The sequence below is a fragment of the Deltaproteobacteria bacterium genome (assembly GCA_016178705.1).
Lineage (GTDB): Bacteria > Desulfobacterota > Binatia > HRBIN30 > JACQVA1 > JACOST01.
In genome coordinates, this window is record JACOST010000009.1 from 19,391 (window position 1) to 35,010 (window position 15,620).

A 15,620-nucleotide genomic window follows, 5' to 3' on the forward strand; every position below is an offset into this window, starting at 1 on the left:
AGCACGTCGCCGAGATCGCGGCCGTCGCGCAGACGCTCGCGCGCCTTGTCGAGTGTGGCCTCCGAGACCCCGCCGTGCTCGACGAGAAACGCTTCGAGCGATCGTGCTGCCACTGCCATGCGCTCTAGTTCACCTTCGTCCACGCGTGGACGTTGCGCGCCGACGCATCGGTCGCGATGTCACGCCAGTGTAGCAGTTCGCGCGGCTCACCGCCCACCGGCAATCCCTCAGGATACACCGCCATCGCCTGCTCTCGGGTGCTGAAGGTATCGAGGCAATGGTACAGGGCGCTGTAGGTGTCGCTCTCGAACCGGACATCTCTACCGTGCACGAACAGTGAACGCAGTTCCGATTCGGCCGGCACGGCGACGGCGAGCAGGCCGTTGGGAGCCGCCAGAATCGGAGGTGGTTGACCCTGCTCCGAGAAGCTCGCCAACAAAACGTAGCGCACCGGCGCGGGCGGCGGCAGGCTGCTCGCCTCGCTGGCACCGGCATCGGGTGGAGGAGGCGGAGCCGACTGCTTCTTCTCGCCCCCTTCGGCTGGCGCCGGCAGCGTGTCCCACCCAGGCGTGTCGAGCATATCGGAGCGCTTGTTCGGAATGTGCTGCTCCTCCATGAACGCCTTGATCCGATCGCGCTGCTGCAACGATTCTTTGCGCTGATCGGCTTCATTGCGCACGATGTGCGGAGTCAGGAAGATGATCAAGTTGACCTTCTCACGCATTGACGACGTGTTGCGCAGCAGGTTGCCGAGCACCGGGATGTTGCTGACGAACGGAATGCCGCTGCGTCGCTGCGTGATGTCGTCCGAGATCAGACCGCCGATAACGATGGTCTGATTGTCACGCGAGACCACCGTGGTACTGGCGGACCGGATAGTGGTGGTGGGGCCGACGGTGAGCGTCTCCGCCTGCGAGGTTGGAATGATTGCCGAGACTTCTTCGAAGATGTCGAGGCGAACTGTGCCGCCTTCGGAGATCTGCGGCGTGAAGCGCAGCGTAATACCGACGTCACGCCGCTCTACCGTCGCGAACTGGTTGCTGAGGTTAGTCTCGCTGGTTGAACGGCTCGCGACGAACGGCACGTTCTGGCCGACGACGATTTCGGCCTCTTGGTTGTCGGTGGTCAAGAGATTGGGTGCGGAGAGCACGTTGACGTCGTCGTCGCTCTGCAGTGCCGTAAACAGTGCTTGCTGCGCTGGCACGACCGTGCCGTTGGGAAGCCGCACGGTCTGATTGCTCACTGCGGCCAGCAGCAGCCCCTGGATACTGCCCGGATTGGCCGCGAACTGATTGAGATTGTCGCTGAGATTGGTCCGACCGATGCCGATGCCTGAACTTCCTAACGCGGTGCCACCCTGGAAATCAAAACCAAGGCTGCGCGCTTTTTCGAGTCGCACTTCGAGAATGATTGCCTCGATGTAAACCTGGCGGCGGCGCACGTCGAGTTTTTCGATGACCTCTTTGATCGTCTCGTAATCTTGCGGCGAGGCGTTGATGATGACCGAGTTGGTTTGCGGATCAGCGGTCATGCGGATGGCTTCAACTTGCTGTCCGCCAATCGCTGCCCCAAACGGTTGCCCTGACACGAGGGGTGTTCCGCCTAAAGCACCGGCTTGTCCCGCGGGAAAGAGACTGTTGCCGCCACCTAGACCGCCCAAGCGGGCGCCGCCCAAGCCACCGCCGCCCAGCCCGCCACCACCGAATCCCCCACCCAAGCCACCGCCGCCCAAGCCGCCGCCACCGAATCCACCTCCACCGCCGCCAAGACCACCGCCACGGCCGCCGCGGCTGCCGACGCCGCCCAGGCCGCCGCGCCCACCCCTTCCACTACTGAGGCCAGCCGCCGCCAAGCCGCCGCCGCCGTTCACCATCGTGGACAGCACTTGCAGCAACTCAACGGCGTTGGCGTACTTGAGGTAGTAGACATGAATCCGGCTGTTGCCGAGTGGCAGCGGCACGTCGAGGCGCGCCACGATATCTTTGATGCGGCGCATTTCGAGCACGCCGGCCAGAACGATCAGCGAATTGGTGCGTTCGTCGGGAATGATCTTGAACGCGCGCCCGGGCGCGCCGCCGGACACCGATGCTTGTCCCCCGCCACCAGCCCGCGCGGCGCGGCCCGCGGCCGGTGCCGGCACGGGTGCCGGGGCTGCGGGATTTTGGCCGGCCTGCTGCCCCTCGTCCAACACTTGGGCGAGCGTCTGGGCGATGTCGGTGGCGAACGCATAGTTGAGCCGCAGCACTTCGATGCCGCGTTCCTGCCCTTCCACATCGAGTTCGGCGAGAATTTTGATCAGGCGAGCTGTCTGCGCCGCGGTGTCGATCAGAATCAGCGTGTTCGTCGGCGAGTACGCGGTCAGCAATCCGTCGGGCGAGACCAGCGGTTGCAGGATCGCCACCATGTTGTTGGCATCTACGTGCGTGAGCGGAACCAGCCGCGTGATGAACTCATCACTCGGCGACACGCCGCCTTTTGGGACGATGGTCCGCAGCGTCGAGCTCTTCGCGTCCTTGGTCGGCACGATTTTGATCACCGACCCGCTCGGCACGGTGGTGAAGCCCTTCACTTGCAGCACAGATTGAAAAACGAGATAGGCTTCGTCGACGGAGATTTTGGCGGGCGAGATGATAGTGATCTTGCCCTTCACCTTTTCGTCGACGATGAAATTCTTGTGAGTGATCTCGCTGATGAACTTCACCAGGACGCCGAGGTCGACGTCCTGGAAATCCATCTGGATGTTGCGGCCGTCATCGGCGGCCTGGTCGTCGTCCGCTTCGGCTGGTTCGGCTTCGGCGGGTGCGGCCGGCGCAGGTGGCGGGACGGCAGGTTTGGCTGGCTGGGCCGCGGCCAGCGGGGCCAGGCTGCACCACAAGCCCATCACGATGGCCAGCAGGGTGACGGGGCGACGCAATCGCGGCATAGCTCCTCGCATCTTCGGTCTAGGGAATCCGGTAGCCCAGAGTGATCGATTGCTTGTTGCGCAGCGCCTGCACCGTGAGTTCGTGCACATCGCGCAATTCGGTCAGCATCGCCATCGCGCGGCTGGGATCCGACAGCTCCTGGCCGTTGATGCTCTGGATGATGTCGCCGTTTTTCAGACCGATCTTGTCGAACAGACTATCCTGACGGATCGCGAACAGGCGGAACCCGGTGGCCTTGCCACCTTCGAAGTGCGGCACCGCCCTGACTTGCGTGAACAGCTGGCTCATGTTCTCCAGCGCGCCGTCGACTTCACTGCGATCGATGACGTACTGATTCTCGCCCACCAGTTGGATATGTTCGTCACCCGGCTTGGTAACGGCGGCGGGCGCCGCGCCCGTCGCTGCGGTCATTCCCGGCGGTCGCTTGGCATCCGCCTGCAACTCGAGGATCTCATCCTTGCCGTCGCGGTTGAGCACGACCTTGTCCCACTCGACGCTGACCACTTTGGCAAGACCCTGCACCGTGTCGCCGATCTTGTAGAGTTGCTGCTGGTGCGTTCCGAGGTCCTCGATCACGCACGACGAGCTACCGTGTTTGTGAATGGCGACACCCCACAGCCGGACTTTCAACTCCGTCTTGGGCGGCGGACCCGCGGGCTTCTCGGGCTCGGGCTTGGTTGAGTTGAAAATGTCGCGCGTGGTGATGAGTGCGTAGTGCGCGCTGGCTTTGCGCCCCTCCTTCGCCATGGGCGGGGGCGGCTCGGTGAGGTGCACGGTCGGCGGCGGCACCAGTTTGGCGGCGATGGCGGTCCCGACCACGGACGAACTCACATAGGCGATGGCGGCCAGCAGCACTAGATTGGCCACAACAAGGTATCGAGGTGAGATCGTCATCGCTTAGAATGCCGCGTCTGTATAGGCCGAACCGTGCGTCTAATTCAAGCAAGTGCCGCTGCGGCGCAACGCGGCCTTGACACTGGAAAATCGCCCGGCTACGGTCTCTGAGACGAACGAAGTTCTCGGATTGTTCACCGGAGTGCAAGCGAGGCAGTCACAAATGGAACACGAAGCCCACCACAGCCACACTTCTGATGAGTTCGCGACCGCGCCGGGAGCGGAGGCGGTGGTCACGCTCACCGAGAAAGCTGTCGAGATGGCGAAAGAGGCGCGCGCGCGCGAAGGGCTGGGCGACGACTCCGGCCTGCGGGTCGGCGTCATTGGAGGCGGCTGTTCTGGATTTCAGTACTCGCTCGGCTTCGAGCCGGCGCCGAAGGCCGACGATCAAGTGATCGAGCAAGGCGGAATTCGACTGTTCGTCGACTCGATGAGCGTGCAATACCTCAAGGGCATCACCATCGACTACGTCAGCGGACTGCACGGCGCGGGTTTCAAGTTTCTCAACCCCAACGCCACTCGCACCTGTGGGTGCGGCTCGTCGTTCTCAGCGTAAGCTCACCCTTACGATTCAACGGTTGCCGGTACCTTCGCCGGGTAGTGGAAGGTCAACGCGTCGTCGCGCTCGTCGATCTCAACCGTCCCACCGTTTTGTAGCCGGCCGAAGAGGATCTCATCGGCGAGCGGTCGCTTGATCTCGGTCTGAATCAGTCGCGCCATCGGGCGCGCGCCGAACACCGCATCGTAGCCGCGCTTGGCGAGCCACGCCCGCGCCCGGTCGCTGACTTGCACCATGACGTTCTTCTCGTTGAGCTGCAGATCGAGTTCGATGAGGAACTTGTCGACCACCCGTTTGATCGCGTCGTCGTTGAGCGACTCGAAGGCGATCGTGGCATCGAGACGGTTGCGGAACTCGGGGCTGAACATTCGCTCGATTACTTGCTTGCCCTTGCCCGCGTTGCTCCGCGCACCAAACCCAACCGGTGTCGCGCTCATCTCCTGCGCGCCGGCGTTGGTGGTCATGATCAGGATGACGTTGCGGAAATCCGCCTTACGTCCGTTGTTGTCGGTGAGCGTGGCGTGGTCCATCACCTGCAGCAGAATGTTGAACAGATCGGGATGCGCCTTCTCGATCTCGTCGAGCAGGAGCACCGCGTACGGCGTGCGATTGATCGCATCGGTGAGCAGCCCACCCTGATCGAAGCCGACGTAGCCCGGCGGCGCGCCGATAAGGCGTGAGACGGTGTGCTTCTCCATGTACTCGCTCATGTCGAAGCGGATGAACTCGACAGCCAAGATGCGTGCGAGCTGGCGCGCCACTTCGGTCTTGCCCACACCGGTCGGACCCGAGAACAGGAAGCTGCCCACCGGCTTCTCGGGGTGGCCTAGGCCGGATCGTGAAAGTTTGATCGCGCTGGCGAGCGCGGTGATCGCCGCGTCTTGCCCGAAGATCACCATGCCGAGATCGCTATCGAGATTCTTGAGCTGCTCGCGCACGTCGATGGAGACGTTCTTGGGCGGGATCTTCGCCATCCGCGCCACGGCATCTTCGATGTCGGTGCGTTCGATCATCTCACGACGTTCTTCGGCTGGCAGAATCTTCATCGCCGCGCCGACCTCGTCGATCACGTCGATGGCCTTGTCCGGTAGAAATCGATCGTTGATGTAGCGCTTGGCCAGCTCGGCGGCGGTGCGAATCGCCTCCGGGGTGTAGCGCACGCCGTGATGTTGCTCGTAGTGCGGCTGCAGGCCTTCGAGGATTTTAGTGGTCTCGTCGACGCTCGGCTCGAAGACGTCGATGCGCTGAAAGCGGCGGGCCAGCGCGCGATCGCGCTCGAAGTAACTCTTGTACTCGTGAAACGTGGTCGCCCCGATACAACGCAGATCGCCCGAGCTGAGCGCGGGCTTGAGCATGTTCGAGGCGTCCATCGAACCGCCGCTGGTGGCGCCGGCGCCGACAATGGTGTGGATCTCATCGATGAACAGGATCGCGTGCGGCTCGCGCTTGAGCGCCGCCAGCACCCCCTTGAGGCGCTCCTCGAATTGACCGCGGAACTTGGTGCCGGCCAGCAGGGCGCCCATGTCGAGCGAGTAGATCACCGCCTGCTTGAGCGCGCTCGGGACCTCGCCCTTGGAGATGCGCAACGCCAGCCCTTCGACCATCGCCGTCTTGCCGACGCCGGCGTCGCCAACGTAGATGGGGTTGTTCTTGCGCCGCCGACAGAGCACGTGAATGGTCCGCTGCAACTCCGCCGCGCGACCGATCAAGGGATCGATCTTCCCCTCACGCGCCCGCTGCACGAGATTGAGCGTGAACAGTTCGAGCGGATTGCGCGCCCGGCGTGATCCCGACTCGTCGTCATCGTCGTCGCGGTCCGGAGTCGGATCAGGTTCCTGCGCCAGTTTCGAAATGCCGTGCGAGACGTAGTTGAGCACGTCGAGGCGAGTGATGCCCTGCTTCTCGAGGCAGAAGACCGCGTGCGACTCCGGCTCGCGCAGCATCGCCACCAAGATGTTGCGGCCGTCGATCTCGCGCTTGCCGGCGGCTTGCACATGCATCGCGGCGCGCTGCACCACGCGCTGAAAGCTGAGGGTCTGCTTCGGATCGGTTTCCGCGCCCTCGGGCAACGCCCGCACATGGGTGGCCCAGAAAGCCTCGATGTCGCGTTTGATCGCATCGAGATCGCCGCCGCAGTGGCGAATCACCTCGGCGGTATCGTGGTCGTGCAGCAGCGCGAACAACACGTGCTCAAGGCTGAGGTACTCGTGCCGGCGTCGTTTGGCTTCCATCAACGCCAGGGTCAAGCTGGCTTGCAGTTCGCGACTGATCATCGGCCTGCCCTTCCTCTCCGCATTCGTCTAAGCCTCTTCTCAACGGCCGCCTACGGCTAAGCCTCTTCCATCGTACACTGCAGCGGATACTCGTGCGCTTTGGCGAGCCCGAGCACCTCGGCGACTTTGGTCTCGGCCACTTCGAATGTGTAGATGCCACAGACACCGATGCCACGGCGGTGGACGTGCAGCATAATCTGCGTCGCCTCCGTCAGCGCCTTGTGAAACACGGCCTCCAGCACCTGCACCACGAATTCCATTGTGGTGTAGTCGTCGTTGTGCAGCAGCACCTTGTAGAGCTTGGGCTCCTCGACCTTCTTCTCGGTCTCGGTGATGACTGCGTAATCGGACTCGGGTGCGCCCTGCTTGCTCATGCCGCTCCAAATGTAGTGCGGCGGTCCGTCCGGAGCAAGTCAGGGCCGGCGATCAGGTTCCGGTTCGACCGCCACAAGGACGTGGCAAGCAGCTATCGTCCGCTACTCTGGGCTGGCTACGCGCCAGCAACCCAGTTGCCGTGAAAGCCGTACGGCACGCGGCGCGGGATCTGCACACGCGCGATCGGCTCGGCACCGACATTCTGCGCGTCGAGGATGACAAACTCGCTGCGCTTGTGCGCCGCGTCGTAGACAAAGGTCAGCAAGTACCCTCCGTCCTCCGCCCCGGACGCGCGCTTGGGCACAAACACCGCTTCGCCGCAGCCGTTGCCGGGACCGAAGTCGTGCGTGTCTTGGCGCCCGCTCTGCCGATCGTACTTATACACAGCGGTGAACTCCGGCGTCGCACTCATGTGCGCCCCGGCACCGGCCATGTATCCGAAACGATGCGGCAAGCCGACGCGCGCATCGGCCACCCGCGGGAAGTCGGCGACGCGATCGTCGAGCGGTTCGGACTTCACACCGCCGCCTTTCAGATCAATCGTCCAGCGATGCAGACGCGGATTCACTTCGGGACCTTGCGCCTGCTGCTGCGCGGCCGGATCCATGAACACCAGCTTGCCGAACCGAGCGACTTCGAGCACGAGTGTGTCGCCGTCGCCGAACGCGTTCATCGGATGGAACACATAGCTGGCGTCGGTGCTGTACCACTTCACGTCGGCGTTGCCGCCGTTGCGCGGCATGACGCCGATGCGTGTCCCGCGGTCGGGCTCCCAACTGAACGGCGACCCGGTCGCGGCGATGTTCTCGATGCTGAACACCAGGGGGCAGAGAATGAAGATGACGTGATCCCGCGTAGTGACGAAGTCGTGAATCATCGACGGCCAAGCGATGTCGATCTCCTCGCTGCGCACCAACCGTCCGTCTTTGTCGGCGACGTGGTACGTCAGGTACGGCGGAAACGGCGCGTAGCCGAAGAAGAGCATCTCGCCGGTCTCCGGGTCCATCTTCGGGTGCGCGGTCATCGCGGTCTTGAGCTTGCCGTCGAAATCAAATTCACCGAGCGTGGCGAGCGAGCCGAGCTGCAATTGCGTCGGCAGTGCCCCCTCCATCAACGCCAGCAGCCTGCGAGCGTGCACGACGATGTTGGTGTTGCCGGTGTTCTTGAACTTCGGCGCCTCGGTCATCTCTTTGCCGATGTCGAGAATGCCGCCGTACAGTGCGCGGCCGGCCGCCTGCTCTTCGCCGAGACCTTGGCTCTGCACGTAGCGGTTGCGATAGCTCGCCTGACCGTCACGTAGCGCGACGGCGTGGATCATGCCGTCGCCGTCGAACCAATGGTAGCGCCCCTTGGGCTCAAAGGCTGGATTCGATCCGTTTCGGTAGTAGGTGCCGTTCAACTCGCGCGGAATTTCGCCGATCACGCGCAGCTGATCAAAATCGTCCTCGCTACGTATCGGGCCGAAGTTGCCCTGGAGAAATGGATTCGTTTCACTCTCACGCCCCATGATGGACCTCCTTTTGGTCTCGCTTTCCTCGTCCGCCCCCTCTCCCTCTGGGAGAGGGCTGGGGTGAGGGCACCGTCGTCCCGCGACCCCTCTTGCCATTCACAGTAGTCAGCCGCTCGATGAGCGCGTCGCGCACGAGGGCGACGGCCGCATCACCCGGGTGCCCAAAGCCGGCGGCGAGCAGCGACGTGACGCCGTGCACCGCGCTCCAATACGCAAACGCCGCCTCGTCCACCGGCGCCCGCAAGCGATCCGCCGCATCGACCGCCGCTATCGCCGAGCGCAGCTTGTTGTACGACGCCATGCCGGCCGCCGTCGGCCGCGCATGCGCCGGCTGGAACATCAATCGGTAGTGACTCGGATGGGCGACGCCGTACTCGACGTAGCGATCGAACCCGACTCGCAACACTTCGACCGGGTCCGCCGGCACCCGTCGCCGCGCCATCGTCCGATCGAACTCGACGAAGCAGTCGCTGATGACCCGATCGATCAGCGCCTGCTTGTCTCCGAAGTGATGATAGACGGTCGGCGGCGTCACCGCCGCGCGCAGGCAAATTTCACGGATCGACACCGCGTCCTCGCCGCCCTGCGCGAGCAGCTGTTCGACGACTTTGAGAATCCGTCGGCGAGTGATCTCCGCCGCTCGATCCCGTCGCACGCTACGCACTGCAACTGCTGCAATCATTTCGAGCGGACTACTATAGCGTCGCTATAGTAGAGTCAAGATGGGGGTGCGCCGCCATTCGATGCGAAAGTCTCGATCTTCGGTAGCCGCAGGCTTCAGCCTGCGCCGTATCACCGCACCAGCCTTCGTAGTGACAACGAAGGGACGCACCCTGGAGGGTGCGGCTACGGGGTGAGCAGAGGACTAGCCTCAAAGCGAAAATGAACGCACCACAGAGGCACCGAGAACACAGAGACGTGACACAGAGAATCGGGCCTGGACGTCTTTCACGGACGTCATCCGATGATGCTAGTCGCCGGCGACCTGACAGCTCGGACATCCTTGTCCCCCTGGGCTCTCTGTGCTCTCGGTGGTGAGATCTCTTTCTGGATCGAGGTTAGCTGTCTCTTGGTCAGGCGAGGATGTGCTCCATTCGTTCCTGATCCGTCAAACATGGTATGCGTTGGTCATGGCGCTTGCCCGCGATGCCTCGGTCAACGACGTGCTCCGCGGCCTCGAAGCCGACGGTTACGCGATCATCGAGAGTCTGATCGATCCACAAGATGCGCGACGCATCCGTGCTGAACTCGCGCAGGTGTTGGCAGCGACTCCGCAAGGGCGCAATTCCTTCGAAGGTTTTGGAACGCGCCGCGTGTACGCGTTGTTCGCGAAGACACGAACGTTCGATGCGCCGGCCATCCATCCGCTGGTGCTCGGCGTCCTCGACCGCGTGCTCGGGCACTATCAATTCAGCGCGCCGGTCGCGATCGAGGTTGGGCCGGGCGAGGCCGCGCAAGCGCTGCATCGCGACGACGGCGTCTACCCGCTGCCGCAGCCGCATGCCGATGTGGTGGTCAACACGATGTGGGCACTCGACGACTTCACCGCGGCCAACGGGGCGACGCGTTTGGTCCCGGGCAGTCATCACGGGCACGAGCGACGGCCCGACGAAAGTACGCCAACGATCGCAGCGGAGATGTCGGCTGGGTCGATGATGTTCTACGTCGGCAGCGTGTGGCACGGCGGCGGCGCCAACACCACCGAGCGTCCGCGATTGGGCGTCATCCTCGAATACGTTGCGTCGTGGCTGCGGCCGCAAGAGAATCACATTCTTGCCGTTCCGCGCGAGATCGCACGCACCCTGCCCGAGCGCTTGCAGGAGCTGCTCGGCTACAACATCCATCCGCCGTTCCTCGGCTACGTCGACGGCCGCCACCCGCGGCGGACGCTCGATGCCTGAACCTGTCGTGTTGCCTGCGGCCGGCAGGCTTCTGAGGCAGTGCCCCCTGAGGACACCAAGGCCTATTCATCAAACCTTGCCTGGACTACCGAATTGGTCGGTACACTCAATTCATAAGCGCAGTGTTGCTGCCATCGTAGCCGCGGCGTGTTCGCTGCTCGCGCAAGGATGTGCAGTTCTCTTCTCAACCGACTATTACACGCCCTTGCCACCAGCGATGTCGAAGCAACCCGACTCCACGGCACGCACGTGCTACCAGGCGACGGTTTCAGATGATGGCCCAATCGCGGTGCTCTCCCGCGACGACATTTCGATCCGAGTTTACCCTCGCCGAGGAGAGTTCATCTGGACGGCCGGGCCTCGCTTCCCGTTTCCGCTCCCGGTGATCCCCGCGATATTCTGGAACGGCGAGAGCGATCTCTGGCACGAACCATTTCCGGTGATGCTCGAACTCCAGGCTCACGAAAACGGAACGGTGATCGATCCCCACAAGGTGACGCTCCGGCTACCTCGCGATGCAGTCGGACGGCCTCCTTCCGTCGAGATCGAAAATCACCTCGGCTTGCTTTTTTGTCAGCCGTTCGGCCAGGAGGAATTGGAGATCTCAACAGGCGAATACACGAAGATCCTGCTCTGGTATCATATCTCCGGTGAGTTTGCTCCAAAGACCTTGCAGCTCGAAATCGACGGCCTCCGCCGCGGTGCGGCAGCACTACCCCCATCGATACTAGAGCTTCGGCTCGTCAGCGATTGGATAGTCTGTCGCTCGCCCTACCTGTGAGCTGACGCCTCCGCCTCCAGGCAGACAGGTGCGCGGTGCAGCTAACGAGCTTGTAGAAAAACCCGGTGGCGGTTGGCAAATGCTTTCCCTGGCGATCGTGGCAGCACGGATCTCATCCGACGGTCAGCTCGGCTCGCCCGGCGAGGGCTGAACCAGCGCGCCGCTTTGTCGGCTGCGCGGCCTTCATGCCGCGGCGTAGTGCGCGATCTTCTCGATGTTGTGCACCAGCGTGAAGAGCTTCCACTGCGCGTCCACCTTCTTATGCCCACGCAACGTGAAGCGCCGCATGCCCTTGTTCTGGAGGTTGCCGAACACCGGTTCCACCGTGGCGATCCGGCGGCCGTAGATCAATCGGCCCAGCGGGCTGTCGATCTTGCGCTTCATCGCCTCGATCGCGGGCGGCGGCGCCGGTGGCGCTCGGCGTGCTCCCGGCACGCGCTCTTTGAAGAACACCACCTGACGTTGCGCGGTGCGCTCCGGGTGGCGCAAACACTGGCGGCGCAGCTCACAGGGGCCGCACGCGCGCTTCGGCGCCTTGAAGTGGGCGCCACGATAGCCCCCCGTGACGATGTCGACGCCGCTGCGGTAGAGCTTCTGCCCCGCTGGGCAGATGCAGGTTTGCTTGCTCTCATCGTAGACAAAGTCGGCGGGCGTGAACCACTTGTGCTCCACCGCTCCACTGCGGCGGCGCTGCTCTTTGCGGTGCCGCTCCTTGTACCGGCCCGCATTCGCAAAGGCCGGGTCCCGCCGCCGCATCTCCCGATCGGCCACATACGCATCCACGTCGCTGTGCACGATGTACTCCATACTCTTGGCGCTGTGGTAGCCGCTGTCGGCCGTCAGCGTGGCCTGCACAAACACATCCTGGGTACGCCCGATCGCCGCGAAGGTCTCCCGTGTCGCCTGGACCATCGGTTCGAGCAGGTGGTTCTCTTGCCCCTCGCCGAGCGCCTCGGCATGCACCACGATCTGGTGGCGGTCGTCGACCATCGCGACCCCATTGTACCCCTGGATCACGCCGTGCGTGGTCGCCATCTTCGCACTGTCCGGATCGGTGATGTTGCTCTTCCGTTCGTTGCCGCTTGGACCGATGTTCTTCTTCGCGCTCAAGAGAAACGTCTTGATCTTCTGGATCTTTGTCCGGTAGGTCGCCAGCTTCTTCTCGTCCTGTTCCGCCACCGGTCCGTGCTGCTCGCGTTCATCGCGGTCGCGATGGCGGCGCACGATCTCTTGCGCCGCTTTCTCCATCTTCTGCTGCCGCTCGCGCAGCTCCTCGTGCGTCCCACTCCATTGCTTGGAGGCATTCGAGGGCAGCTTGCACCCGTCGACCGCGAAGTGCTCCTTGCCGAGCAGCCCGAGCTCCTCGCAGTACAGCAGCACGTCGCGGAACAGCTGCACGATCTCCTGCTCCAGCTCACTCACAAACCCCGCGATCGTCGTGAAGTGGGGCCGCGTGTCCGCCGATAGCGCCATGAACACGACGTTGCGGCGGCAGGCTTCCTCCAGCTTGCGGTTCGATACCATGCCCTTCGAGTACCCGTACAGCACGATCTTGAGCAGCACCTTCGGATCGTAGGCCAGGCGCCCGGTGTCGTCGTTGCGGTAGCGCGCCGCGAACACCGTCAGATCCAGGTGCGCCTCGACGATCTCGTTAAGCGCGTACTCGAACGAGCCCGCCACGATCTGATCCGCGTAGCTCAGCGGGATCATCTTGTCCTGCTTCAGGTTGTACGGCTTGTACCGCGCCATCCGCCCCTCCCCATCCCCTCAGCCGTCTCCGCATCGAGACGCTGCTCGGTAACACTGATTCTACAGGACGTGCGGAGTTTTTCTACAAGCTCAACACCTCGCGCTCGTTGTCACCGTGGCAGCCCCCGCTCCACACCAATAGCGAGCGCAGCATGACGCCACCACGCCGCCGTCCTCGAAGAGACGCAACGGGTTCATCTCATCGCCGCATTTGGGCCTATTGACTGACCTAGTCGGTCATGTATAAAGCCCGCCATGGCTCGCACGATTCCCGCCGACCGTTTTCAGCAACTCATCGACTGCGCCACGCAGGTGTTCATCGAACAGGGATACGCTCGCACGCAGATGGCCGATGTCGCCAACGCGATGGGCATCGCTAAAGGGACATTGTATCTCTACGTCGAAAGCAAGGATGCGCTCTTCGATCTGGTCGTGCGCTCGGCCGACGCAGAGCATCCCATTGCGACACCACCAACGCTCCCGGTCCGCACACCGAAACCCGGCAGGACCGTCCAGCACGTGCGCACACGTTTGGCGGAACAGGCACCAGTGCCGGCGCTCGTTGCGGCGCTCGTGCGCCAACGCGTCGCCAATCCACGCGCGGAACTCACCCAGATCATTCGCGAGATCTACGGCACGATCAGCCGTAACCGGCGCGGCATCAAACTGATGGACCGGTCGGCGCAGTTCCACCCCGAACTCGCCAGCTTGTGGTTCGCGGGAGCACGCGGCGCGCTCATCGAGGGGCTCTCGAACTACCTGGGGAATCGGATTCGCAAGAAGCTGTTCCGCCCGGTTCCCGATGTTGCCGTCGCGGCACGCGTCATCATGGAAACGATCGTGACGTGGGCCGTTCACCGTCACTGGGACCCGTCCCCCCAAGTGATCGACGATCAAGTCGCTGAGGACACGGTGGTCCAATTCATTGTCGGCGGCTTGATGAAGGAGGCACGATCATGATTCCGGGCTCATCGACGACCGATGCGACGCGTCGCTACGACATCGACTGGCTGCGCGTCTTCGCCACGTACCTACTCTTCGTCTTCCATGTCGCGATGGTCTTCAACCCCGCGCCCTTCTACCACATCCGCAACGCCGACCTTTCGTTCGGCATGCTGGTGCTGAGCGGCTTCATCAGCCTGTGGCACATGCCGCTCTTCTTCCTCTTGGCAGGCTGGTCCGCGTGTTCCTCCCTGCAGGCGCGGGGCCGCCGAGACTTTCTCAAAGAACGGATCTTCAAATTGTGGATTCCCTTGGTCATGGGCTGCGCGCTCGTCTGCCCACCGATCAAGTACCTAGAACTCCGCAGCGGCCTCGATTTGAACTACGCCGGATTGCGCGTCAGTCCCGCTCTCGAAGCCGGATTCAAGCTCGTCATTCCAGGCAGCCTCCCTGTCGCGGCCCCATTCGACGAGACCTTTCGCACCTTCCTGCCCAGCTTCTTCACACACCTCAGTCGATTCAGTTGGTCGCATCTCTGGTTCATCGCCTACTTATTCACGTTCACCGTGCTCTACCAGCCGCTGCTCGGCTGGCTCATGCGACTGCGACCACTGTCGCCGAACACACGTGTGTCCTCGGCATGGGTTTACCTACCCACGCTCCCGTTGGCATTGATCCAGTTGACCCTTCGCGAGCGCTGGCCCGGAATCCAAAACCTCTTCGACGACTGGGCGAATATCGCCTACTACAGCACCTACCTGTTCGCGGGATTTTTGCTGGCACGCTTCCCAGAATTTGAAGCGGCCGCATACCAGGAACGTACGCGTGCACTGACTCTCGGTATCGCCACCGTGCTGGTGTTGCTGGTTGCGGTCCTCGGCGTCTTCAGCTCGCCCACCATTCTCCTGGCAGGCTCCGCGATTGCCGGGTGGTGCTTCATCGTGGCGTTGCTCGGTTTCGCGAATCGCTATCTCGCGCGCACCAGCACGATACTCCCCTACCTCACCGAGTCCGCCTTCCCAGTGTACATCCTCCATCAACCCGCGATTGTCCTCATCGGATACGGGCTCATCCAGCTTTCGCTTGGCATCGCCGCCAAGTTCACGCTGCTTCTGATCGCCGCGGTCGTCGCCACACTCGGCGTCTATCACCTCGTGGTGCGCCGCTTCGCCATGACTCGGTTTCTGCTCGGCATGAAGCCGAAGGCGAGGTACGCGCACCTTCGCGCACTCGCCCCGACGACTGCTGTTCTCATCGTCGGCGTCATCTTCGGCTTGCTATTCAGCCATCCGGCGCGAGCCGAAACCCCAATGGGCCTCTGGTATGCGGAAGGAGGCGCGGCGCAGGTCGAGGTCACCGCCTGCGGCGAGGGCCTTTGCGGTCGCGTGGTGTGGCTGCGCTCACCGTTCGACGAAGACGGCTGCGAGCAGCGCGACAATCGTAATCCGGACCCGGCGCTGCGCGACCGGCCGCTCGTCGGCATCCAGATTCTCGCGGGACTCGAAGCGATTGATGCTCGGGCCTGGAGTGGCGGCACGATCTACGACCCGGCGAGCGGCAATACCTACCGCTGCAGCTTGCAACTCGATGGAGAGAACCGTCTCCGCCTCCGCGGCTACATCGGCGTGCCCCTGCTCGGCCGCACCACTACGTGGATTCGAGCCGGAATGGAAAACCAGATGTGCAAGCGCTGAGGCTCATCGCCAGAACAC

The 15,620-nt window shown here is 63.1% G+C and carries 12 protein-coding genes; 5 read left to right on the forward strand and 7 right to left on the reverse strand.

The window, feature by feature from the left end:
* Window positions 1–124 precede the first annotated feature (124 nt).
* Both gspD and HYR72_04375 read right to left on the reverse strand, forming a co-directional pair.
* On the reverse strand, window positions 125–2,923 hold the full coding sequence (gene gspD / locus HYR72_04370; GenBank protein ID MBI1814188.1) for a type II secretion system secretin GspD: 2,799 nt from the start codon (window positions 2,921–2,923) through the stop codon (window positions 125–127).
* Between the two features lie 19 nt (window positions 2,924–2,942).
* The gene (locus tag HYR72_04375) at window positions 2,943–3,818 is read right to left on the reverse strand and encodes a hypothetical protein (GenBank protein MBI1814189.1); all 876 of its coding nucleotides are present in this window, start codon (window positions 3,816–3,818) and stop codon (window positions 2,943–2,945) included.
* A gap of 163 nt (window positions 3,819–3,981) precedes the next feature.
* Here HYR72_04375 and HYR72_04380 point away from each other — a divergent pair, with 163 nt between their 5' ends.
* The gene (locus HYR72_04380) at window positions 3,982–4,374 is read left to right on the forward strand and encodes an iron-sulfur cluster assembly accessory protein (protein ID MBI1814190.1); all 393 of its coding nucleotides are present in this window, start codon (window positions 3,982–3,984) and stop codon (window positions 4,372–4,374) included.
* An 8-nt stretch (window positions 4,375–4,382) separates the two neighbouring features.
* Here the strand turns inward: HYR72_04380 and clpA are convergent, their stop codons facing one another.
* The 4 genes from clpA to HYR72_04400 all read right to left on the reverse strand — a co-directional run bounded on the left by clpA (window position 4,383) and on the right by HYR72_04400 (window position 9,190).
* A complete protein-coding gene (gene clpA / locus HYR72_04385) occupies window positions 4,383–6,650 on the reverse strand; it encodes an ATP-dependent Clp protease ATP-binding subunit ClpA (protein MBI1814191.1) in 2,268 nt (755 codons plus the stop codon).
* Between the two features lie 56 nt (window positions 6,651–6,706).
* The gene (gene clpS / locus HYR72_04390) at window positions 6,707–7,024 is read right to left on the reverse strand and encodes an ATP-dependent Clp protease adapter ClpS (protein ID MBI1814192.1); all 318 of its coding nucleotides are present in this window, start codon (window positions 7,022–7,024) and stop codon (window positions 6,707–6,709) included.
* Between the two features lie 116 nt (window positions 7,025–7,140).
* A complete protein-coding gene (locus HYR72_04395) occupies window positions 7,141–8,532 on the reverse strand; it encodes a carotenoid oxygenase family protein (protein ID MBI1814193.1) in 1,392 nt (463 codons plus the stop codon).
* Complete coding sequence (locus HYR72_04400; GenBank protein ID MBI1814194.1) at window positions 8,522–9,190, reverse strand: TetR/AcrR family transcriptional regulator; 669 nt, start codon at window positions 9,188–9,190, stop codon at window positions 8,522–8,524. The genes HYR72_04395 and HYR72_04400 overlap by 11 nt, the downstream gene beginning before the upstream one ends.
* A gap of 475 nt (window positions 9,191–9,665) precedes the next feature.
* On the opposite strand from HYR72_04400, the gene HYR72_04405 reads away from it, so the two are divergent.
* Both HYR72_04405 and HYR72_04410 read left to right on the forward strand, forming a co-directional pair.
* Window positions 9,666–10,436, forward strand: a complete 771-nt coding sequence (locus tag HYR72_04405; GenBank protein MBI1814195.1) for a phytanoyl-CoA dioxygenase family protein — start codon at window positions 9,666–9,668, stop codon at window positions 10,434–10,436.
* 217 nt (window positions 10,437–10,653) lie between these two features.
* A complete protein-coding gene (locus HYR72_04410; protein MBI1814196.1) occupies window positions 10,654–11,217 on the forward strand; it encodes a hypothetical protein in 564 nt (187 codons plus the stop codon).
* A gap of 183 nt (window positions 11,218–11,400) precedes the next feature.
* On the opposite strand, the gene HYR72_04415 is transcribed toward HYR72_04410, so the two are convergent.
* Window positions 11,401–12,690: a transposase gene (locus HYR72_04415; protein ID MBI1814197.1), complete on the reverse strand. Its 1,290-nt coding sequence runs from the start codon at window positions 12,688–12,690 to the stop codon at window positions 11,401–11,403.
* 531 nt (window positions 12,691–13,221) lie between these two features.
* Between HYR72_04415 and HYR72_04420 the strand changes: the two genes are divergently transcribed.
* Together HYR72_04420 and HYR72_04425 are read left to right on the forward strand one after the other, a co-directional pair.
* Window positions 13,222–13,926: a TetR/AcrR family transcriptional regulator gene (locus HYR72_04420; protein MBI1814198.1), complete on the forward strand. Its 705-nt coding sequence runs from the start codon at window positions 13,222–13,224 to the stop codon at window positions 13,924–13,926.
* A complete protein-coding gene (locus tag HYR72_04425; protein ID MBI1814199.1) occupies window positions 13,923–15,602 on the forward strand; it encodes a DUF2147 domain-containing protein in 1,680 nt (559 codons plus the stop codon). Before HYR72_04420 ends, HYR72_04425 begins: the two co-directional genes overlap by 4 nt.
* Window positions 15,603–15,620: the final 18 nt, after the last annotated feature.

What these genes read in the sequence shown, in the direction of transcription:
- gspD (MBI1814188.1), bottom strand. Translation starts at nt 2,923, where the DNA reads ATGCCGCGATTGCGTCGCCCCGTCACCCTGCTGGCCATCGTGATGGGC.
- HYR72_04375 (MBI1814189.1), bottom strand. Translation starts at nt 3,818, where the DNA reads ATGACGATCTCACCTCGATACCTTGTTGTGGCCAATCTAGTGCTGCTG.
- HYR72_04380 (MBI1814190.1), top strand. Translation starts at nt 3,982, where the DNA reads ATGGAACACGAAGCCCACCACAGCCACACTTCTGATGAGTTCGCGACC.
- clpA (MBI1814191.1), bottom strand. Translation starts at nt 6,650, where the DNA reads ATGATCAGTCGCGAACTGCAAGCCAGCTTGACCCTGGCGTTGATGGAA.
- clpS (MBI1814192.1), bottom strand. Translation starts at nt 7,024, where the DNA reads ATGAGCAAGCAGGGCGCACCCGAGTCCGATTACGCAGTCATCACCGAG.
- HYR72_04395 (MBI1814193.1), bottom strand. Translation starts at nt 8,532, where the DNA reads ATGGGGCGTGAGAGTGAAACGAATCCATTTCTCCAGGGCAACTTCGGC.
- HYR72_04405 (MBI1814195.1), top strand. Translation starts at nt 9,666, where the DNA reads ATGGCGCTTGCCCGCGATGCCTCGGTCAACGACGTGCTCCGCGGCCTC.
- HYR72_04410 (MBI1814196.1), top strand. Translation starts at nt 10,654, where the DNA reads ATGTCGAAGCAACCCGACTCCACGGCACGCACGTGCTACCAGGCGACG.
- HYR72_04415 (MBI1814197.1), bottom strand. Translation starts at nt 12,690, where the DNA reads ATGGCGCTATCGGCGGACACGCGGCCCCACTTCACGACGATCGCGGGG.
- HYR72_04420 (MBI1814198.1), top strand. Translation starts at nt 13,222, where the DNA reads ATGGCTCGCACGATTCCCGCCGACCGTTTTCAGCAACTCATCGACTGC.
- HYR72_04425 (MBI1814199.1), top strand. Translation starts at nt 13,923, where the DNA reads ATGATTCCGGGCTCATCGACGACCGATGCGACGCGTCGCTACGACATC.